Source organism: Labilithrix sp. (assembly GCA_019637155.1).
Lineage (GTDB): Bacteria > Myxococcota_A > Polyangia > Polyangiales > Polyangiaceae > Labilithrix.
On record JAHBWE010000002.1, the window covers coordinates 510367 to 531156 of the forward strand.

A 20790-nucleotide genomic window follows, 5' to 3' on the forward strand; every position below is an offset into this window, starting at 1 on the left:
CCCTACGGCTGCAGCTGCATGAGGAACGCGCCGGTGCCGGGCTCGGTGACGCCCGGGAGCGAGCCGCTCATCGTGATGGAGCGGCCGCCGAGATAGATGCGGCCCGCGCCGTCGACGTCGAGCGCGTAGGGGTTGTCTTGCCCCGGGCTCCCGAGCTGACGGGTCCAGCCTTCGGCGCCGTCGAGGCCGTACCTCCGCACGAAGACGTCCCAGCTGTCGCCCTCCGCGGCGGGGACGTCGCGCGTGAAGCCGGCCACCAGCACCGCGTCGGGCGCGAGCGCGATGGTGGAGAGGCCGTGGTGGAGCGGGTCGACCGACTTCTGCCAGAGGACGTCTCCGCTCGGGCCGAGCTTGCGGACCTCCGTGCCCGCCGCCAGGTAGACGTGACCGTCGGCGGCGACGCGCAGCGAGCCGCTGTTCACCGCGCAGCCCTCGTCCTCGAAGACCTTGGTCCAGAGCGCGGCGCCGCCCGGAGCGTACTTGCGAACGACGACGCCTCCTCGGCCGCTGACCCCGGCGAGCGGGCCGTTCAGCTGTCCGAGCAGCACGGCGTTGCCTTCGCCGTCCACCCCGACGCCGCACGCGGAGTCCGAGCTGTTGTCGTTCTCACCGGCCTTCTGCCCGTTGAGGACGTCGCCCCAGATCGTGTTCCCGGCGCCGTCGATCTTGCGCACGAACAGATCGGGATCGGCGCGCTCCGTGCCTTGCTGGCCCGCGATGACGAGGTCGTTGCCGCTGACGGCGATGGCCGTGACCTCCGAGCCGTAGCCCGCTGTCTTCAGCTGGAACGATCCCTTCAGGTCGCCGTCGGCGCCGTAGGTGCGGACGAACCCGCCGCCCCTGCGCTCGGGATCGGTCTCGTCTCCGAGGAAGTGCAGCGCCTGTCCCGCGACGTAGATCGTTCCGGCGGCGCTCGTCGCGACCGCCTTCGCGTGCTCGGTGCTGCCGGCGCCGAACTGGCGCGTCCACGTCTCCTGGCCGTTGGCGTCGTACCGCCGGACGAAGGCGTCGCCGTTGCCGCCTTGCTCGAAGCCGGGGAACGCTCCCCAGGTGATCCCCGCCACCACCGCCCCGTCGTCGGGACCGACGGCGAGCGCGCTCACCTCGTCGGAGGACCCGAGGCCGAACTGACGCGTCCAGATCACGTGCTCGGCGCTGCGCTTCGATTGCGCGGCGCCGCCGCCCACCAGCACCGCGAGCCAACGTGAGAAGCCGAGCGTCTCCACCGTGACGGACGTGTCGGTGACCGCGCCCTCGAGGAGCGTCCATTCGCCGCCCGCGACCTGGCGGCCGACGGCGACACGTTTCTCCTGCGGATAGGGCCCCGCGACGGGGAGCGTGACCTTCACCGGGAGGAGGAAGGTGAGCCCCTCCGGCTCGAAGAGGTAGCCGCCGCGGATGGCCTCGGTGCCCTCCGGCGGCGCGATGGCGCCGAGCCCGGTGATCGTGATCTCGACCTCGGTCGTCAACGCCCCCGGCGGGATGTCGATGCGCACGCCGACGCTCGTCGTCACGGCGCCGCCCGCGGGCCCCACCGTGCTCGCCCCGACCTTGCCGACCGGAGCGGCGGCGTCGGAGCTCGGGCCCGCGTCGGAGGAGCACGACGGCAGCGACACCGTCAGACAGAGCACCAACGCTGCGAGACACGCGAACCTCTCTCCGGGCATTGCCACGATGGTGCCTCGGCCGAGGGGTTGGCGGCAAGCGAGGGGATGGCGTCCGCGGCAGGATTCGAACCTGCGACCACCGCTTTAGGAAAGCGATGCTCTATCCAGCTGAGCTACGCGGACGGGAGAGAGGACGGCACTCTAGCCGCAGACGCGCCCGGTCCCAAGCGCCGTGGCGTTCGCGGGAGGCCCGGTGTAAAGGGAGGCCGTGAATCAAGCGCCGAGCTCCGATCCCGCGTTCTGGCGCGACCGGCCCACGTTCGTCACCGGGGCGACCGGGCTCGTCGGGGGCTGGGTCGTGAAGCGGCTCGTCGAGCTGGGGGCCGACGTCGTGTGCCTCGTGCGTGACTGGGTCCCAGAGAGCGAGCTCGTGCGGTCGCGGGCGATCGAGAAGGTCCGCGTCGTCCGCGGCGACGTGCGCGATCAGGCGCTGCTCGAGCGCGCGCTCGGCGAGTACGAGATCGCGACGGTGATGCACCTCGCGGCGCAGACGATCGTCGGGATCGCGAACCGGAACCCGGTCTCCACGTTCGAGACGAACATCGGCGGGACGTGGGCGCTCCTCGAGGCGTGCCGGCGGAGCCCGAAGGTGTCCGAGATCGTCGTCGCGTCGTCGGACAAGGCCTACGGGGAGGCGAAGGTGCTCCCCTACGACGAGTCGACCGCGCTCGACGGCGTCCACCCTTACGACGCGAGCAAGTCGTGCACCGACATCATCACGCGCTCGTACGCGTCGACGTGGGGCGTGCCCGCGGTGACGACGCGGTGCGGGAACTTCTTCGGCGGCGGGGACTTGAACTGGAACCGCATCGTGCCGGGGACGATCCGCTCGATCGTGCGGAACGAGCGGCCGATCATCCGCTCCGACGGGAAGTTCACGCGCGACTACTTCTACGTCGAGGACGGCGCGGCGGCGTACACGCTCGTCGCGGAGAAGCTCGGCAAGGACCGGTCGCTCAAGGGGCACGCGTTCAACCTGTCGTACGAGAAGCCCATCACCGTGCTCGAGCTCGTCGACCGCGTCTCGAAGGCGATGGGGTCGAAGCTCGAGCCCGTGATCGAGAACCAGGCCTCGAACGAGATCCGCGAGCAGTACCTCGACGCGAAGAAGGCGCGGACGATGCTCGACTGGGCGCCGACGTTCGCCCTCGACGAAGGGCTCGCGCGCACGATCCGCTGGTACCGGGAGCACCTCGCGTGAGCACGACGACGAAGACGTGTCGGTCGTGCGGCGGCGCCGAGCTCGCGCCGGTGCTCTCGCTCGGGAGCACCCCGCTCGCGAACGCGCTCCTCACCGAGGCCGACCTCGACGAGCCGGAGCCGAAGTTCCCGCTCGAGCTCGTCTTCTGCCCGGCGTGCACGCTCGTCCAGATCACGGAGGAGGTGCCGCCCGAGACGATGTTCGGGGAGTACCTGTATTTCTCCTCGTTCTCCGACACGATGCTGAAGCACGCGGAGGCGATCGCGACGCGGCTCGTGAAGGACCGTGCGCTCGGGGACGAGAGCCTCGTCGTCGAGGTCGCGAGCAACGACGGGTACCTGCTGCAGTTCTACGCGAAGGCCGGCGTGCCGGTCCTCGGCGTGGAGCCGGCGAAGAACGTCGCGAAGGTCGCGGAGGAGAAGGGGATCCGCACGGTGGCGCGCTTCTTCGGGCGTGACCTCGCGGCGGAGCTCGCGGCGAAGGGGGAGCGCGCGGACGTGATCCACGCGAACAACGTCCTCGCGCACGTGCCGGACCTGAACGGCGTCGTCGCGGGCTTCGCGACGGTGTTGAAGGACGACGGCGTCGTCGTGGTCGAGTGCCCCTGGGTCAAGCCCTTCGTCGACCACTGCGAGTTCGACACGATCTACCACGAGCACCTCTGCTACTTCTCGCTCCACGCCCTCGACGCGCTCTTCGCGCGGCACGGGCTCGTCATCCACGACGTCGAGAAGCTCGCGATCCACGGCGGGTCGATCCGGATCTTCGCGTCGCGCGGGGGCGCGCGGTCGGACCGCATGAACGCGGTCCTCGCGGAGGAGAAGGCGGCCGGCGTCGATACGCGGGCGTACTACGAGACGTTCGCGGCGCGCGTGAACGCGCTGAAGCTCGAGCTGGTGAAGAAGCTCGAGGACCTGAAGAGCCAGGGCGCGCGCGTCGCCGCGTACGGCGCGGCGGCGAAGGGCGCGACGCTCGCGAACTTCTTCGGCATCGACCGGAGCCTGGTCTCCTTCGTCGTCGACCGGAGCACGTACAAGCAAGGACGCTTCATGCCGGGGACGCGCCAGCCGATCCTCGCGCCGGACGCGCTGCTCGAGAAGATGCCCGATTACTGTCTCCTCTTTACGTGGAACTTCGAGGCCGAGATCCTCGAGCAGCAAAAGGCTTATCGCGAAAAGGGCGGGAAATTCATCGTCCCTATTCCGAGCGTGAGGATCGTATGAAGCTTCCGGACGGGGTCCGCGTCGTCAAAGGCGAGGCGATCGAGGGCGTGAAGGTGATCCCGCTCCGGCGCATTCCCGACGAGCGCGGCACGATCTTGCACGTGATGAGCTCGAAGGATCCACATTTCCAGCAGTTCGGCGAGATCTATTGCTCGACGGTCTACGAGGGAGTCATCAAGGGCTGGCACAAGCACCGCGAGATGACGCTCAACTACGCTTGCCTCCACGGGCGCGTGAAATGTGCCCTCTACGACGATCGCCCCGCGTCGCCGACGAAGGGCTCGCTGATGGAGGTCTACCTCGGGCCTGATTGCTATTCGCTGTTGGTCATTCCGCCGGAGGTCTGGAACGGCTTCAAGGGAATGAGCGATCCGATGGCGATGATCGCCAATTGCTGCACCCACGCGCACGATCCGTCGCGGAGCGAGCGGCTCGATCCTCACTCGAGCACGATCCCGTACGACTGGGCGCGCAAGGACCACTGAGCGGTCCGATGCGCGTCTTCCTCACGGGAGCGACGGGCTTCGTCGGCGCGCCGGTGACGGAGCGCCTCCTCGCGCGCGGCCACGAGGTCCACGCCCTCGTCCACCCGGAGGACGGGGCGCCGCTCGACGGGCGCGTCTCGATCGTGCGCGGCGATCTCCTTCGCGCGGGCTCCTACGCCGCCGCGCTCGAGGCGCTGCGGCCGGAGGCGTGCGTGCACCTCGGGTGGTACGCGAACCCGAAGGACTACCTCTCGTCGCGCGTGAACCTCGATCTCTTGTCCGCGTCGGCGGCGCTCGGCGCGAAGCTCGTCGACCTCGGGTGCGCGCGCATCGTCGCGGCGGGGACGTGCTTCGAGTACGACGTCGCGCAGGGCTACCTCCGCGAGGACGGGCCGCTCGCGCCGCGGCACCTCTACTCCGCGTGCAAGCGCGCGCTGGGCGAGGTCCTCGCGCAGCTCACGGCCGGGACCTCCACCTCGCTCGCGTGGGCGCGCCTCTTCTTCCTCTACGGTCCGCGCGAGCAGGAGGGCCGCCTCGTGCGGAGCGTGGTCGACGCGCTCCTCGCCGGCGAGCGGGCGCGCACCTCGACCGGGGAGCAGGTCCGTGACTTCTCGCACGTCGCCGACGCCGCGGCCGGGATCGTCCACGTCCTCGAGAGCACGCTCGCGGGGCCGGTGAACGTCGCGTCGGGGGTGCCGGTGCGGGTGCGGGACGTCGTGCGCACGATCGCGCGGCTCGCGGGGCGCGAGGACGCGGTCGACTGGGGCGCGGTCACGCCGCGGCCGAACGATCCGCCGTTCGTCTGCGCCGACGTATCCAAATTACGCAATTCGGGTTTCGTGCCCACGTTCGACCTGGAGTCGGGGCTGCGGGACACGATGGAGTGGGCGAAAGGGGAATTGGGTCGATGAAGGTCGTGATTCTGGCCGGCGGAATGGGCACCCGGCTCTCGGAGGAGACCGAGGTGCGCCCGAAGCCGATGGTCGAGATCGGCGGGCGCCCGATCATCTGGCACATCATGCAGCGCTACGCAGCCTACGGCTTCAACGAGTTCGTCGTCGCGCTGGGCTACAAAGGCGACTTCATCAAGCGGTACTTTCGCGACTACTGCGCGCTCCACGGGAACATGACCGTGCGCATGCGCGACGGCGAGGTGCAGACGCACGAGCGCGACGCGGAGGACTGGACGATCCACCTCGTCGACACCGGGCTCGACGTGATGACGGGCGGCCGCGTGAAGCGCCTCGAGTCGCACCTCTCGGGCGGCACGTTCCTCCTCACCTACGGTGACGGCGTCGCGGACATCGATCTCCGCGCCGTCGTCGACTGCCACCGCAAGCAGGGGCGCACCGCGACGATCACGGCGGTGCGTCCGCCCGCGCGCTTCGGCGGCCTCGTCTTCGCGAACGACGACGAGGGTCGCGTCCACGAGTTCACGGAGAAGCCGCAGATCGGGGAGGGCTGGATCAACGGCGGCTTCATGGTCTTCGAGCCGGAGATCTTCCGCTACCTCGACGACGACCAGACCGTCCTCGAGGCGCACGCGCTCGAGCGGCTCGCGGCGGAGCACCAGCTCAGCGCGTACCGCCATCAGGGCTTCTGGCAGTGCATGGATACGATGCGCGACGTCAAGATGCTCGAGTCGCTGTGGCAGTCGGGCAACCCACCCTGGCACGCGTAGCCGCGCGATGACGCGGCGGGCTTGGGGCGCGCTCGTCCTCGTCTTGGTGGTGGGGGCCGTCTGGTTGAACCAGGGGGTGGGGCTCGCGCGGTGGAAGGCGGAGCGCGGGACGGCGTCGGCGATCGCGGCGCCGTTTCAGTTCCTGTACCGGCGCGCACCGGACGAGGAGATGTACTTCGCGACCGCGTCGGCGACGCTCGGCGAGCCGTACGATCCGAAGGCGTTCGAGATCCGGGGACCGACGCCCTTGCCGGTCGCGGACGTGCCCGCCGACGGGCGCTTTCACGTGCCGTACGCCGAGGTCCCCTTCGAGTACCCGCCGCCGAACGTGCCGTTCGTCGTCGCGCCGCGCCTCTTCGCCGGCACGTTCGAGGGCTACGCGCGCGTCTTCGGCGCGGTGATGGCGGGGCTCCTCGCGGCGGCGGCGGCGCTCGCGGCGCGCCTCGGGGCGGTACGTGCCGGCACGCGGGACGAGACGGCGTCGCGGCTCTTCGTGTTCGCGGGGCTCCTGCTCGCGCACGGGGCGATCGCGATCCAGCGGCTCGACGCGCTCGTGGCGCTCTTGCTCGTGCTCGTCGTGCGCGCGGGGGTGCGGCGGGACGACGGCGCGCTCGGGTTCTGGTCGGGGCTCGTCGGGGCGACGAAGGTCGTGCCGTTCGTCGTCGGCGTCGCGGTCCTCGCCGCGACGCGGCCCGACCGCGCGCGCGTGGCTCGCTTCGCCGCGGGGAGCGCGCTCGGGCTCGGGCTCGGCTTCCTCCCGATGCTCGCGCTGTCTCCATCGTCGGTCGCGACGTTCCTGCGCTACCACGGCGCGCGCGGCCTCAACGTCGAGTCGACCCTCGGCGTCCTCTACGGCGCCGCGACGCGCGAGCGCGCGGTCCTCGACTTCGGCTCGTTCAACTTCCACGGCGGCGTCGCCGACGCGCTCGCGAAGCTCACGACCGTGCTCCTCGTCGTCCTCGTCGCCGTCGTCCTCCGCGCGGCGCATCGCGCGAGCTCGAACGCGGTCGCGCTCGCCGCCGTCGCGGCGACGCTCGCGGTGTGGCTCGGGGGCAAGGTGTTCTCGCCGCAGTACCTCACCTGGATGCTGCCGCTCGTCCTCGCGGTGCCGGGCGCGGGATGGAGGCGGCTCGCGCTCGCGTTCGGCGGCGTCCTCGTGCTGACGCAGCTCTACTACCGCGGCTGGTTCGATCACGTGTACCTGCAGAAGCCGCTCGGCGTCGCGACGATGCTCGCGCGCCTCGCGCTCCTCGGCGTCCTCTTCCACCGCGTCCTCCGCGCGCTTGACCCTGCTCCGCCGCCGAGGGAAGAAGCCGCCGCACAATGACGAAGCGCGCGCTCATCACGGGCATCGCCGGGCAGGACGGCTCGTACCTCGGCGAGCTCCTCATGGCGAAGGGCTACGAGGTGCACGGCATGGTGCGCCGCTCGAGCTCGATGAACCGCGGGCGCATCGACCACCTCTTCCTGAAGGGCGGCGCGGACGGGATGCCGGTGCACCGCCTCCACTACGGAGACCTCACCGACGCGTCGAGCGTGAACCGCTTGCTCCGCGAGGTGCGGCCCGACGAGATCTACAACCTCGGCGCGCAGAGCCACGTGAAGGTCAGCTTCGAGGTGCCGGAGTACACCGCCGAGACGGCGGGCCTCGGGACGCTGCGCCTCCTCGAGGGCGTGCGCGAGGCGGGGTACGCGCCGAAGATCTACCAGGCGGGATCGTCCGAGATGTTCGGCATGGTCTGCGAGATCCCGCAGACCGAGAAGACGCCGTTCTATCCGCGCTCGCCTTACGCGGCGGCGAAGGTCTACGCGCATTGGATCACGGTCAACTACCGCGAGGCGTACGGGATGTTCGCGTGCAACGGCATCCTCTTCAACCACGAGTCGCCGCGGCGCGGGGAGGCGTTCGTCACGCGCAAGGTCACGCGCGGCGTCGCGGCGATCAAGCTCGGGCTCGCGAAGGAGCTCACGCTCGGCAACCTCGAGGCGAAGCGCGACTGGGGCTACGCCAAGGACTACGTCGAGGCGATGTGGCTCATGCTCCAGCAAGAGACGCCGGACGACTACGTCGTCGCGACGGGGGAGACGCACACCGTCCGCGAGCTCTGCGAGGTCGCGTTCGCGCACGTCGGCCTCGACTACGAGGAGCACGTGAAGGTCGACAAACACTACTTCCGGCCCACCGAGGTCGACCTCCTCGTCGGCGACGCGAGCAAGGCGAAGCGCGTGCTCGGCTGGGAGCCGAAGGTCCGCTTCCACGAGCTCGTGAAGCTGATGGTCGACGCCGACCTCGAGCACATGAAGCGCGAGGCCCGCGGATGAGCGCGCTCGCGGCCTGCCGCATCTGCGGGAACACGAGCCTCGTCACCGTCCTCGACCTCGGCGCGCAGGCGCTCACCGGCGCGTTCCCGCGGCCGCCCGAGACGCACGTCGCCGTGAGCCCGCTCGTGCTCGTGAAATGCCACGGCGAGGGCGCGTGCGGCCTCGTCCAGCTCGCCCACACCTACGACCTCGGCAAGATGTACGGCGAGGGCTACGGCTACCGGAGCTCGCTCAACCGCTCGATGGTGCGGCACCTCGCGGCGAAGGTGGAGGCGCTCCGCGCGCGGCGGCCGGTGGGCGCCGGCGACGTGGTGCTCGACATCGGCTCGAACGACGGCACCACCCTCGCGCAATACCCCGCGGAGGTGACGCGCATCGGCGTCGATCCGACCGCCGCGAAGTTCGCGTCGTATTACCAACCAGGCATCCAGGTCGCGGCCGAGTTCTTCAATGCCCTTGCGTTCGAGCGGCTCGCGCCGGGCAAGAAGGCGCGCGTCGTCACGTCGATCGCGATGTTCTACGACCTGCCCGCGCCGATGGACTTCGTGCGCGACGTCGCGCGGGTCCTCGCCGACGACGGTATTTGGCATTTCGAGCAGAGCTATTTGCCGTCGATGCTCGAGACCAACTCGTACGACACGGTCTGCCACGAGCACCTCGAGTACTACGGACTACGCCAAATTCACTGGATGACCCGGCGCGCCGGACTACGGATCATCGACGTCCAGCTCAACGACGTGAATGGCGGCAGCTTCGCGGTGACGGTCGAGAAAGGGGAGGGGGACGCGCCGATCGTCGACGAGATGATCGCCAAAGAGGACGCGCTCGGCCTCCACACCCTCGCGCCGTACGAGGCCTTCGCCGCGCGGGCGGAGCGGCATCGGGTCGAGCTTCCTGCGCTCCTCGAGAAGCTGAAGGCGGAGGGCAAGAAGGTCCTCGGCCTCGGCGCTTCGACGAAGGGCAACGTCGTCCTCCAGTATTGCGGTATCGGGCCCGACCTCTTGCCCGCGATCGCGGAGGTCAACGCCGACAAATTCGGGTGCGTCACGCCGGGCACGCTCATCCCGATCGTGAGCGAGGACGAGGCGCGCGCGGAGAAGCCCGACGTCCTCATGGTCCTCCCCTGGCACTTCCGGAAGACGTTCTCCGAGCGCGAGCGCCCCTTCCTCGCCGGCGGCGGAGAGCTCCTCTTTCCGCTGCCGGAGATCGAGCTCGCCGGAGCCCCTTGAGCGCCGCGCTCATCATCGGGAGCGCCGGGCAGGACGGCCTCCTCCTCGCCGCGCAGCTCGCCGAGCGCGGGGTCGCCGTCACCGGCGTCGATCGCGGCGACGTCGATCTCACCGCCGCGCGCTCGGTCGCCGACCTCGTCGCGCGCGTCGCGCCGGACGCCATTTATTACCTCGCCGCGCACCATCACTCGTCGGAGGACGCGCCGGAGCCGACGCCGGTGCTGCTCGAGAAGAGCCTCGCCGTCCACGTCACCGGGCTCGTCCACGTCCTCGAGGCCGCCGGCGCGGCGCGCGTGTTCTACGCCGCGTCCTCGCACGTCTTCGGCGTCCCCGACACGGTGACGCAAAACGAAGACACCCCGCGCCGCCCGATCAACGTGTACGGGATGACGAAGAGCCTCGGGATGGACGTCGTCCGCCACTACCGCGAGGCGCGCGGCGTCCACGCCTCGAGCGGCATCCTCTACAACCACGAGTCGCCGCTCCGCGGACCGACCTTCCTCTCGTCGCGGGTCGCCCGCGCGGCGGCGCGGAGGGAGAAGATCGCGGTCGGCTCGCTCTCCGCCAGCGTTGACTGGGGTTGGGCTGCTGACTACACCGAGGCCATGCAGCGCATCGTGGCCTGTCCCGATCCAGGCGACTACGTCGTCGCGACAGGAGAGGCGCATAGCGTCGCGCAGTTGGCGGAGGCCGCCTTCGCCGCGGTCGGGCTCGACTGGCGCGAGTGGGTCACCGAGGACGGCGGCATCCTCAAGAAGGCCGGCGCCACGCTGGTGGGGGACGCGTCGAAGCTGCGCGCGCGCACGGGGTGGGCGCCGACGGTGGGCTTCGCGGACATGGTCCTTCGCCTCGTCGCGAGCCGAGGAGCAGCGGCATGAGCGGCAAGCGCACGCTCGTCTTCATTCCCACCTACGACGAGTCCGAGAACGTCGGGGCGATGTGCGAGCAGATCCTCGCGCTCGGCCTCGACGCGGACCTCTGCTTCTGCGACGACGCCTCGCCCGACGGCACCGGCCGGCTCATCGACGAGCTCGCGGCGAGGCACCCGCGCGTCCTCGCGATGCACCGGAGCGGGAAGCTCGGCATCGGCTCGGCGCACCTCGACGGCATCGCGTGGGCGTACGAGCACGGCTACGAGCGCCTCATCACGCTCGACTGCGACTTCACCCATTCTCCGGCGGACATCCCGCGCATGATCGCGGCGGGCGAGTCGTCCGGCGCCGCGCTCGTCGTCGCGTCGCGCTGGCACGCGGGCGACTCGCTGCCGGGCTGGTCGCCGATCCGCAAGGGGCTCACCACGCTCGGGCACGTCCTCACCAAGAGCATGCTCGGCGTCACGAACGACGCGACGGGCGCGTTCCGTATCTACGATCTCCGGAAGATCCCGCGCCGCCTCTTCGACCTCGTCACGGAGAAGGGATACGCGTTCTTCTTCCAGAGCATGTTCATCCTCACGGAGAACCGATTTCCGATCGTCGAGATCCCGATCGTGCTCCCCGCGCGCACGTACGGGCACTCGAAGATGAGCATGCTCGAGGTGAAGCGGAGCGTGGAGCAGCTCGCGAAGCTCTTCGTCGCGCGGCAGACCAACCCCGCCCAATTCCGACTTGGAAAAGAGGTCCCTGGCCTCGATCCTGCGCTGATCGATCCGCAGGACTGGGACGCGTACTGGGAAAAGAAGGACAAGGCCGGCGCGCTCGTCTACGACGCGGTCGCGGCCGCTTATCGCAATATCTTCATCAAATCGAACTTGAACCGCGTGATTCATCAGGAGTTCGGCCGCGGCGCGCGCCTCCTCCACGCGGGCTGCGGCTCGGGTCAGGTCGACACCGACCTCCACGACTACGTGGACGTGACCGCGGTCGACATCTCGCCTCAGGCGCTCTCGCGTTACACGCGCGAGAACCCGCGCGTGCACGAGGTCCGGCACGCCGACATCCTCCGGCTCCCGTTCGACGACGGCGCTTTCGATGGGGTCTACAACCTCGGGGTGGTGGAGCACTTCGGCGGCGACTCGCTCGGCTCGCTCTTCCACGAGCTCGCGCGCGTGACGCGGCCCGGCGGCAAGGTCGTCACGTTCTGGCCGCACAAGTACGCGACGAGCGCCTTCGTCCTCGACAGCATCCATTACGTCTTGAACGACGTGATGAAGAAGGACGTGCAGCTCCACCCGCCGGAGCCGTCGCGCATCGGCTCGCGCGCCGACGCGCAGCGCACGTTCGCCGACGCCGGCCTCGACCTCGTCCGCTACGACTTCGGCGCCCGCGACCTCTTCGTCCAGGCGATCGCGGTAGGAAAGCGCCGCGATGACCCACCCCGCGCCTAGCGGGCGCTGGCTCCTCCCGCTCGCGATCGTCCTCGTCCTCGCGGTGCTCTATCGGGTGCCGCCGCTCTTGAACGCGGGGGACATCAACTCGGATGCGGCGGTGGTGGGGCTGCAGGGGCAGCACATGCTGCGCGGGGAGTGGCAGCTTCATCTCTGGCGCGCCGATTATCAGGGCGTCTTCGATCCGCTGCTCGCCGGGATCTTCTGCGCGGTCCTCGGGCCCAAGCCTTCGTCCGTGTTCATGGTGCCGGTCGTCGGGCTCCTCGCGATGGTGGGGCTCGCCTTCGATCTCCTGCGGCGCCGCGTCGGGCCGTGGGGCGCGGCGGCGCTCGTGATGCCGCTCGTCTTCGCGCCGATGGCGAGCAACTCGCCGATGGTCTACGTGATGCGCCAGTCGCTCGCGACGGCGCTCGTGCTCGGGGTGTGGCTCGCCGATCGCGGGCGCCTCCGCCTCGCCGCGCTCGTCTGGGCCTTCGCGGTGTACGTCGACATCTTCGCCGTCGTCGCGCTGCCGGCGCTCGCGGTGTTCGCGGCCGCGGTGAAGCTCGGCGAGGAGCGCTTCGAGGCGCTCGTGTTCGGTCCGCGCGGCCGGCGCGTCCTCCTCGCGGTGACCGCCCTCGGCGTCGTCGCGCTCCTCTCGTTGATCGCGGTCGCGGCGAAGCCTCGCTCGAACTTCGTCCTCCTCGTGACGACGTGTCTCCCGTTCGCGCTCGGGGCGAAGGTGTTCATCCACGACGCGCAGATCTCCGCGCCGCTCTGGTCCCCCCCGCTCCCGGTCTTGCTCTTGCAGCTCGCGGGCGCCGCGGTCTTCGTCGCGTCCGTCGTCTCGGCGGTGCTCCTCGCGCGCGCGAAGGCGATCCCGTTCGCGCTGCGGCGGCTCGGGATGATGGGCGTCGTCGTCACCGCGGCGACGCTCGCGGCGTTCTGCGTGTCCGGGAAGGTCGCGGACATGTGGTCGTGCCGCTACCTCGCGCCGATCTTCTGGTTCTGTCCCTTCACCTTCGCGCCGCTCGCGCATCGGCTCGGGACGCGCAAGCTCGCGCGGCTCCATGCGCCGTACTGGGCGACGGCGCTCCTCGGCGGCTGGCTCAGCTACGGCGTGCAGGTCGACGGCGCGCGGCCGGTCGTGCATCCGCGCGCGAACGGGGAGGCGGAGGCCGCGCTGCGCGCCGAGCTCCTGCGCGCCGGCGTCCACGAGGCGGAGTCGCACTACTGGCTCGCCTACCGGCTCACGTTCCTGTTCCAGGAAGACCCGCTCGTCGTCCCGTTCGAGCGCGCGGCGGAGCGGCATCCGCCGTACCGCCTCCGCACCGACGCGGCGCCGTTCAAGACGCTGATCTTCAACCCGCTCGAGCCGCGCGCGGATCCCGACGAGTGGGCGGCGAAGCTCGGCGCGCGAGGGATCCCCTTCGAGCGCAAGCAGGTCGCGACGTACACGGTCTTCTACCTGCGTCCCTCTTCTCCCGCGCCCTGAGCGATGGTACTGCGGCGGCCATGAAGGTCATGGTCACGATGCCGGCCTATAACGTCGCGAAGACGTTGGTGCAGACCTACGAGGCGCTGCCCGTGTCGCTGCGCGAGCACATCCTGCTCGGCAACAACGTCAGCGAGGACGACACCGCGAAGATCGCGGAGGGCCTCGGCATCCAGGTGATGACCCACGACAAGAACTACGGCTACGGCGGGAACCTGAAGCGCCTCTATCGCGAGGCGCTCCGCCAGGGCGCGGACGTCGTCGTCGAGGTCCACCCCGACTACCAGTACGAGCCGTCGCTCGCCGACATGCTCGTCGAGTACGTGAAGCGCGGCTTCTTCGACGTCATCCAGGCGAACCGGATCCGGAGCCGCCAGGAGTCCCTCGCCGGCGGCATGCCCGCGTACCGCTACTTCGGCAACCGCGCGCTCACGCTCTTCGAGAACCTCTGGTTCGGCGTCACGTTCGGCGAGTGGCACTCCGGTATGCGCGCGTACCACCGCACCGTGCTGGAGACGCTGCCGCTCGAGAGCTACCCCGACACGCACGCGTTCGCGTCGGACATCCTGATGGACTGCGTGATGTACGGCTTCCGCGTCGCGGAGGTCCCGGTGCCGGTGCGGTACGAGTCGCAGAGCTCCTCGGTGAACGTCCCCGGCCTCTTCGCCTACGCCGGCCGCACCGTGAACGCCGCGCTGAAGCGCCCCCCGTGGAAGAAGCGCCGCTACGGCGAAGGCAGCCTGCCCCCGCCCCCTCCGCGCCCGACGAACGGCAAGAAGGACGAAGGCGGCGCGTAGGCGAGCGGTACGTCGGGAGGGCTCACGGAGCCTCCGGCGTCCACCGCCGCCTCGGAGGAAGGGCAAAGGCGTAGAGCGCGTCGAGCGTGCGCCTCGGCGGATCACGGCGGTAGGTGGCGCGGTGGATCGACCACGCGTGAAAGACGCAGGCGTCGCCCGCCCTCAGCACGACGCGGGCGGCGCGCGGCATCGTCGTCGTTCGGTCGCGGCCCTTGCGGATCCGAAGCTCCTCCGGCGAGTCCCAACGCGCGTGCGAGCCGGGCACGATCTCCAAGCGGTCGTCGTCCTCGAGCGCGACCCGGAAGTGCACCGCGGTCGTCGTTTGCACGATCGTCCGCTCGAGCTCGAGGTCGGGCCGGCCGAGCTGGCTGTCGCGGTGCCAGTCACCGTCCCAGTCGCGTCGGGTCTGCTCGTGGTAGTACTGCACGTCTTTCAGGCGCGGGGTCTCCTCCTCACCAGGGAGCGAGAGGCCGCGGAGGAGCGCGCAGACGCGTGAAGAGCCGACGAGCTCCATCGCTCCGGCAGCGCGCTCGAAGCAGCTCGGATCGGTGAGGAGCGAGATGCTGGGCGTCGTGTGCCCCGTCTCCTGGGATCGCTCCCGCACGTGACGGAGCGCGTCGTCGCAAGCACGGCGGAGCGTCGTGCGCTCCGCTGCGACGAAGAACCCGGGCACGACGAAGAAGCCGTGCTCACGAAAAGCGACGATTCGGTCTCTTGCCTCGTTCATGATGACCTCGCGGCGTTTCGAGCGCGCGAAGATCACTCAATGGACAGCGTGAGGATCCAAGCTCCGGAGAGCGTAGATCGGGCTCTCGGGGAATGGTCGCGGGGCATGGCGACTCGAGACGACGACGCACGCGAGCCGACCGGCGACCTCGAACGTCGCGAGCGTGGCCGGCGCGCCGAAGTACTCGATGCGCAACAGGTCGACCGCGCCTGCGGTCCGCCCTTCGAGGACCCGCGCGAGCGCCTGCTGGTAGCTCTCTCCGGTCCTGGCCATCCGGGCGCGGACCTCGGCGCGCAGCTTCTTGTGGTGACGACGATTCCCCATCGGCGTTGTCCTGGTGATCTGCCGAGCTCTTCCTCGTGTCGGCCGGCACCGACGGAACATGGCAGCTTCACGACCCAGACCGCCGAAGGGCAGCGCCCTCTTCGCTCCTCTCGCGCGTCGTGCCGGCGACGGCGCGAGGAGCCGGGCTCGGAAGCAGCCCGACCATCGAAGCATTCTCGGCCGTCGCCGCCCTGTCAAGCTGCGCGGCACCGCTATACTGCGCACCCGGTGAGAACCCTCGTCCTGTGCCGGCCGGCGCCCGAGCGAAGATGACGTCCACCGACGACGCGGACCTCGCGCGTCAGCTCGCGGCGATCCCGGATCCGCTCGCGCTCCTCCAGGGCCTCTTCGCGCACTCGCCGGTCCCGTACGTCCTCTTCGACGTCGAGGGCCATCCCGTCGTCGCCAACGCTGCGTACCGCGCGATGTTCGGGTCCGTCCCGCCGCCGGAGTACAGCGTGCTTCGCGACGAGATCGCCACGCGCGCCGGGCTCGCGGACGCGGTGCGACGCGCCTTCGCCGGCGAGACCGTGCGGACGCCGACGCTCTGGTACGACCCGAAGGAGCTCGAGCACGTCGCGGTGGCGGAGGCGAACCGCGTCGCGATCGCGTGCACCTTCTTCCCGCTTCGCGACGCCGGCGGCGGGGTGGCGTACGTCGCGGTGGCCTACAAGGACGTGACCGCGGAGCTCACCGCGCAGGAGCGCGCGCGCGAGAACGAGGAGCGGCTCCGCGCGACGCTCGAAGCCACGAACGTCGGGACGTGGGAGTGGACGCTCGACGACGACCGCGTCGAGTGGTCGCCGAACGTCGAGAAGATCTTCGGGCTCGCGCCGGGCCGGTTCGCGGGGACGTACGAGGCCTGGCTCGCGCTCGTGCTCCCGGAGGACCGAGGGCGCGTGAGCGACGCCGTCACGAACGCGCTCGCCGGCGCCGACTCCTACGCGATCGAGTTCCGGTTCGTGCGCCCCGACGGCACGACGGGGTGGCAGCGCGGCGTGGGTCATGTCGTGCGCGACGAGCGAGGAGATGCGAAGGCGCTGCGCGGCGTCGTCCTCGACGTGACCGAGCAAGTCGAAGCGCGGCGTCGCGCCGAGACCCTCGCCGAGGCGCTGCAGGTGAGCGAGACGCGCTACCGCGTCTTCGTGAGCCAGAGCACGGAGGGGATCTGGCGCGCCGAGGTCACGAGCCCGATCCCCGTCTCCGCCGACGTCGCGACGCAGGTCGACGCGATGTACAAGGGCGGCTTCCTCGCCGAGTGCAACGACGCGATGGCGCGCATGTACGGCTACGACGCGGCGTCCGCGCTCGTCGGTGCGCGCATCGATCAGCTCCTCGTCCGCGACGATCCGCAGAACGTGGCCTACCTCCGCGCCTTCGTCGAGAGCGGCTATCGCCTCGAGGGCGTCGAGTCCGTCGAGGTGGACCGCCACGGCGCGCGCCGCATCTTCTCGAACAGCCTCGTCGGCGTCGTGGAGGACGGCTTCCTCCTCCGCGCGTGGGGCACGCAACGAGACGTCACCGCCGAGGTCGAGGCGCGGCGGCTCGCCGAGAGCGCGAACCGCGCGAAGGACGAGTTCCTCGCGATGCTCGGCCACGAGCTCCGGAACCCGCTCGCCCCGATCGTCACCGCGATCGAGCTCATGAAGCTGCGCGGCGACGACACGACGTTCCGCAAGGAGCGCGACGTCATCGAGCGGCAAGTGCGGCACGTGGTGCGCCTCGTCGACGACCTGCTCGACGTCTCGCGCGTCATTCGCGGGAAGGTCGCGCTCGCGCGCCGGCCGGTCGAGATCGCCGAGTGCATCGCGGCCGGCGTCGAGCTCGCGGGTCCGCTCCTCGAGCAGCGCGGGCACGAGCTCGCGGTCGAAGCGCCGAGCGGCCTCGTCGTCGACGGCGATCCGATCCGCCTCGCGCAGGTGTTCGGGAACCTCCTCAACAACGCGGCGAAGTACACGCCGCCGGGCGGTCACGTCCGCGTCCTCGCGGAGCGCGCGGGGGCGGAGGTCCGCGTGACGGTGCGCGACGACGGCGTGGGGATCCGGCCCGAGATCCTCCCGGCCATTTTCGAGCCGTTCACGCAGGAGCAGCAGGCGCGGGACCGCGCGGCCGGCGGTCTCGGCCTCGGTCTCGCGATCGTGCGCTCGCTCGTCACGCTCCACGGCGGCACGGTGGAGGCGCGGAGCGAGGGCCTCGGTCGCGGCGCCGAGCTCTCCGTCTCGCTCCCGCGCGCCGCGGCGACGAGCGTCGAGGCGGAGCCGCGCGGAGCGGCCGCGCGCGATGACGCCGGCGCGCGCGTCCGCGTGCTCGTCGTCGACGACAACGAGGACGCCGCCGAGCTCCTCGCCGACGCGCTGCGCGGGCTCGGGCACGACGTGACGGTCGCACACGACGCCGCCTCCGCGTTGCGTCTCCTCGACGCGACGAAGCCGAAGCCGCGGATCGGGCTCCTCGATCTCGGGCTCCCGGACATGGATGGCTTCGAGCTCGCCCGCCGGATCCGCGCCGCGCACGCGGGGCTGCCGCTCGTCGCCGTGACCGGCTACGGCCAGGAGACCGACCGGAGCGCCGCGGCGGCGGCCGGGTTCGCCGATCTGCTCGTGAAGCCCGCCAGCCTCGACGACCTCGCGACCACGATCCGACGCCTCACGTGACTACGCGAGGGTGCCTGGCTCTCGCGCTCGGAGAGCAAGGACGTAGGCTTCGTCGCGATCGAGCTCACGCGCGCGACGACGTAGTGCGAGCCGCCCCTCAGTCCTTTGAGCCACTCCCGCTCGGGCCGATCGACGGCGTACGCGGGCAGCTACGCGGCTTCGACGCGCGTGCGATACGCCTCGATCGTCCGCTGCCAAGCCGGTCGTGACTTGCAGCGGTCACGGTAGCGGCAGAGGTTCGGATAAGGCTCGAGCAGCGTCTCCCGCTTGCCTTCGCTGAGGACGAGCGACATCAGGACATCCGCGACCGTGAACGTGTCCGTCGCGACGTATTCGCGGTTCGTGAGCCACCGCTCGAGCGCGCCCAGCTGTCGCTTGGCCCAGTCCATCGTCCGCTCTCGGACCGGGTTGGGCGCATTCTTGTCGGCGAACCAGTCGATGAACATGAGGCACATCAACGGCAGCTCGACGGTGTTGACGGCGGCGAGACACCAGCGAACGACCTGCATTTCTCCGGCGAGATCGCCCGGGATCAACTTGCCTGTCTTCCTTGCGAGGTAGATCACGATCGCGGCGGACTCGGAGAGCACGACTCCGTCGTCGTCGATCGTCGGGATCTGCTCGAACGGATTCAACGCCCGATAGCGCTCCGAATTCAGGTCGTGAGCGGGATGATCCATCCCGACGATCTCGTAGGGCAGCTGCATCTCTTCGAGCGCCCAGAGCACCCGCAAGTCACGCGTGTTGCCGCGCGCGACGGAGTTCACGCGCGAGAATCCATAGACCTTGAGCATGACGCGAAGGGTAGGCGCGCCGAGCTCCGAGCGCTCGCCAGAACGCCTGCGGCAACACGCTCACTCGCGAGCGCGCGGGGGCCGTGATGGGATGCGCCGGCGTGATGACGCGGCGGCGCGTCGATGCCATTCTTCGGGGATGGCGTTCAAGACGTGGTTCTCCGCGCTGCCCGTCGTCGTCGCGTGCGGCGGTACGATCGCGCCGACGGCGGCGGACGAGTCTGCGACGCAAGGCGCCGGCGCCGGCAAGAGCGCGCCGCCCATACCGACCGGGATCCCCACCGCGCCGCTGCGATCCGCCGGGACCAAGCGGTGCTCGCCGCTCGAGCAGCCGGCCACGATCGACCCTGTGACCCCGACGAAACCAGCGATCGTCGGCTCCGCCGGGAGCATCTATGTCATCGACGCCGATCCGGAGCGGCCCGGTCGTCACCGCGCCTTCATCCAGCGCTTTCAGACCCTCGAGCGCCACGCGCTGAGCGAAGACGACGCGACGCCGGGCACCTTCATCATCGATCGCGGGCTGCCCAACCAGATCGTGCTGACGAGCACGAGCATCCAAGGCGGGGGCGTCGACGGTCCGCTCCACCCCGTGTCGCCCGAGCATATGGCCGTCATCACCGCCTACGCGAACGACTCCCCCGAGTCGCTCGCCTGGGGCCCGCCGGGCCACTCGCTCCGCGACGGTGTCAACTTGCTCTTCGTCCTCGGCCCCGTCGCGAACGGCGTGCTCGCCGTGCCGCGCGTCTTCTACGGCCCGGCCGACGCCATCCAGGAGCGCACCTTCCTCGGCTTCACACCCTCCGACTCGAGCGAGACCGCGACCGCCGCGACGGCGGTGACCTTCGACCTCGACGGAACCCCGACGACCCTGCCGACCGTCGTGACGCGCGAGACGGCCGGCTTGATCAACGGCTTCGGCTCAGGGTGGATGACGTTCCTCTGCTTCTGAGCTCGCCCGACAGACCGCGATCATCGCGGCGCCGCGCTTCGTTGCGGTGCCCAAGGCGGTGGCGGCCATGCTCGCGGGGGCTATCGCGGCGCCGAGGGCGAAGCTGAGGGCCTTCTGCGCCGGGCCGCCGTGGGTGCGCTTGCCGGTGAGCGATTGGAACAGGACGTTCGGCGCGGGCAGGACCGCGTTCAGGGCGCTCTGCATCCAGCCGAAGACGTCGTTCTCGATCTCCTGGTGATGCCAGCGCACGACCTCGAAGCCGCGGCGCTCGAGGAGGCCGGTGAGCGCCGCGCGCGTGAAGTGATAGAGGTGGCGCGGGACGTCGAGGTGGAACCAGCGCGCGCCGAAGAGGGAGGCCTGGAGGCCCGCCGCGTCGGGGACCGCGCACACGAAGACGCCGCCGCGCGCGAGGTTCGCGCGCACCGTCGCGAGCGTCGCGCTCGGATCCGGGAAGTGCTCGAGCGTGTGCCACATCGTGATCGTGTCGAAGGGGCCGTGGCGCTCGGCGGCCTCCTCCGCCGTCGCGTACGCGTCGAGGCCGCTCGCGCGCGCGTTCGCGAGGGCGGCGCCGATGTCGACGCCGGCGCTGCGCCAGCCCGCGGCGCCGGCCGCGAGCGCGAAGTTGCCGTCGCCGCAGCCGAGGTCGAGGAGGCGCCCGCCGCCGTGCGGCGCGCCCACGATGCGCATCCGCCGCGCGAGGCAGACCTTGTCCGTGAAGCCGTGGCGCTTCCCGTAGTAGTCGGGGCCGTAGTACGCGCCGAGGTCGGGCGGGATCGGGTGCGTGTGGCCGAGGCCGCACGCGCGGCAGCGCAGGACGTCGAACGCGTCGAGCGATTGCGGGTCTTTCACCTGCGTGAGCGCCGGGGCGAGCTCTCCCTCGCACGCGTTGCATCTGCGTTCCATCGCGTCCATACCGGCGCCCGCTTCTAGCGTA

General features: G+C 70.4%; 19 protein-coding genes and 1 tRNA gene. 14 read left to right on the forward strand and 6 right to left on the reverse strand.

Features of this window, described 5'->3' with window-relative positions; genetic code table 11:
- Positions 1-2: 2 nt before the first annotated feature.
- Both KF837_05940 and KF837_05945 read right to left on the reverse strand, forming a co-directional pair.
- Complete coding sequence (locus KF837_05940) at positions 3-1616, reverse strand: SBBP repeat-containing protein (GenBank protein MBX3226831.1); 1614 nt, start codon at positions 1614-1616, stop codon at positions 3-5.
- Between the two features lie 97 nt (positions 1617-1713).
- Positions 1714-1790, reverse strand: a tRNA-Arg gene (locus tag KF837_05945).
- 85 nt (positions 1791-1875) lie between these two features.
- On the opposite strand from KF837_05945, the gene KF837_05950 reads away from it, so the two are divergent.
- Genes KF837_05950 through KF837_06005 form a run of 12 tightly spaced genes read left to right on the forward strand, consistent with a single transcriptional unit; the run spans position 1876 to position 14405 of the window.
- Positions 1876-2868 carry a GDP-mannose 4,6-dehydratase gene (locus tag KF837_05950; GenBank protein MBX3226832.1) on the forward strand — a complete coding sequence of 331 codons (993 nt, stop codon included), beginning with the start codon at positions 1876-1878 and terminating at the stop codon, positions 2866-2868.
- Complete coding sequence (locus KF837_05955) at positions 2865-4091, forward strand: class I SAM-dependent methyltransferase (protein MBX3226833.1); 1227 nt, start codon at positions 2865-2867, stop codon at positions 4089-4091. The genes KF837_05950 and KF837_05955 overlap by 4 nt, the downstream gene beginning before the upstream one ends.
- On the forward strand, positions 4088-4576 hold the full coding sequence (locus KF837_05960; GenBank protein ID MBX3226834.1) for a dTDP-4-dehydrorhamnose 3,5-epimerase family protein: 489 nt from the start codon (positions 4088-4090) through the stop codon (positions 4574-4576). The genes KF837_05955 and KF837_05960 overlap by 4 nt, the downstream gene beginning before the upstream one ends.
- A gap of 8 nt (positions 4577-4584) precedes the next feature.
- Positions 4585-5487, forward strand: coding sequence for an NAD(P)-dependent oxidoreductase (locus KF837_05965; protein MBX3226835.1), 903 nt, complete (start codon positions 4585-4587; stop codon positions 5485-5487).
- Positions 5484-6257 (forward strand): glucose-1-phosphate cytidylyltransferase, encoded by a 774-nt coding sequence (gene rfbF, locus KF837_05970; GenBank protein MBX3226836.1) that lies wholly within the window; start codon positions 5484-5486, stop codon positions 6255-6257. The genes KF837_05965 and rfbF overlap by 4 nt, the downstream gene beginning before the upstream one ends.
- Before the next feature lie 7 nt (positions 6258-6264).
- The gene (locus tag KF837_05975; protein MBX3226837.1) at positions 6265-7584 is read left to right on the forward strand and encodes a DUF2029 domain-containing protein; all 1320 of its coding nucleotides are present in this window, start codon (positions 6265-6267) and stop codon (positions 7582-7584) included.
- Positions 7581-8579: a GDP-mannose 4,6-dehydratase gene (gene gmd / locus KF837_05980; GenBank protein MBX3226838.1), complete on the forward strand. Its 999-nt coding sequence runs from the start codon at positions 7581-7583 to the stop codon at positions 8577-8579. Before KF837_05975 ends, gmd begins: the two co-directional genes overlap by 4 nt.
- Positions 8576-9808 (forward strand): class I SAM-dependent methyltransferase, encoded by a 1233-nt coding sequence (locus KF837_05985; protein MBX3226839.1) that lies wholly within the window; start codon positions 8576-8578, stop codon positions 9806-9808. Before gmd ends, KF837_05985 begins: the two co-directional genes overlap by 4 nt.
- A complete protein-coding gene (locus KF837_05990; GenBank protein ID MBX3226840.1) occupies positions 9805-10686 on the forward strand; it encodes a GDP-mannose 4,6-dehydratase in 882 nt (293 codons plus the stop codon). The genes KF837_05985 and KF837_05990 overlap by 4 nt, the downstream gene beginning before the upstream one ends.
- Entirely contained in the window at positions 10683-12134 is a 1452-nt protein-coding gene (locus KF837_05995) for a methyltransferase domain-containing protein (protein MBX3226841.1), read from the forward strand. The genes KF837_05990 and KF837_05995 overlap by 4 nt, the downstream gene beginning before the upstream one ends.
- The gene (locus tag KF837_06000; GenBank protein ID MBX3226842.1) at positions 12115-13608 is read left to right on the forward strand and encodes a hypothetical protein; all 1494 of its coding nucleotides are present in this window, start codon (positions 12115-12117) and stop codon (positions 13606-13608) included. Before KF837_05995 ends, KF837_06000 begins: the two co-directional genes overlap by 20 nt.
- 20 nt (positions 13609-13628) lie before the next feature.
- Positions 13629-14405, forward strand: a complete 777-nt coding sequence (locus KF837_06005) for a glycosyltransferase family 2 protein (GenBank protein MBX3226843.1) — start codon at positions 13629-13631, stop codon at positions 14403-14405.
- Between the two features lie 22 nt (positions 14406-14427).
- Here the strand turns inward: KF837_06005 and KF837_06010 are convergent, their stop codons facing one another.
- Together KF837_06010 and KF837_06015 are read right to left on the reverse strand one after the other, a co-directional pair.
- Positions 14428-15132 (reverse strand): phytanoyl-CoA dioxygenase family protein, encoded by a 705-nt coding sequence (locus tag KF837_06010; GenBank protein ID MBX3226844.1) that lies wholly within the window; start codon positions 15130-15132, stop codon positions 14428-14430.
- A gap of 36 nt (positions 15133-15168) precedes the next feature.
- Positions 15169-15456, reverse strand: coding sequence for a hypothetical protein (locus KF837_06015; GenBank protein ID MBX3226845.1), 288 nt, complete (start codon positions 15454-15456; stop codon positions 15169-15171).
- A gap of 245 nt (positions 15457-15701) precedes the next feature.
- Between KF837_06015 and KF837_06020 the strand changes: the two genes are divergently transcribed.
- Positions 15702-18110, forward strand: a complete 2409-nt coding sequence (locus KF837_06020; GenBank protein ID MBX3226846.1) for a PAS domain S-box protein — start codon at positions 15702-15704, stop codon at positions 18108-18110.
- A gap of 149 nt (positions 18111-18259) precedes the next feature.
- On the opposite strand, the gene KF837_06025 is transcribed toward KF837_06020, so the two are convergent.
- Positions 18260-18904 (reverse strand): glutathione S-transferase family protein, encoded by a 645-nt coding sequence (locus KF837_06025; protein ID MBX3226847.1) that lies wholly within the window; start codon positions 18902-18904, stop codon positions 18260-18262.
- Positions 18905-19043: 139 nt separating this feature from the next.
- Here KF837_06025 and KF837_06030 point away from each other — a divergent pair, with 139 nt between their 5' ends.
- A complete protein-coding gene (locus KF837_06030; GenBank protein MBX3226848.1) occupies positions 19044-19856 on the forward strand; it encodes a hypothetical protein in 813 nt (270 codons plus the stop codon).
- On the opposite strand, the gene KF837_06035 is transcribed toward KF837_06030, so the two are convergent.
- Positions 19827-20759, reverse strand: a complete 933-nt coding sequence (locus KF837_06035; GenBank protein ID MBX3226849.1) for a class I SAM-dependent methyltransferase — start codon at positions 20757-20759, stop codon at positions 19827-19829. The two genes, KF837_06030 and KF837_06035, sit on opposite strands and share 30 nt — an antisense overlap.
- Positions 20760-20790: the final 31 nt, after the last annotated feature.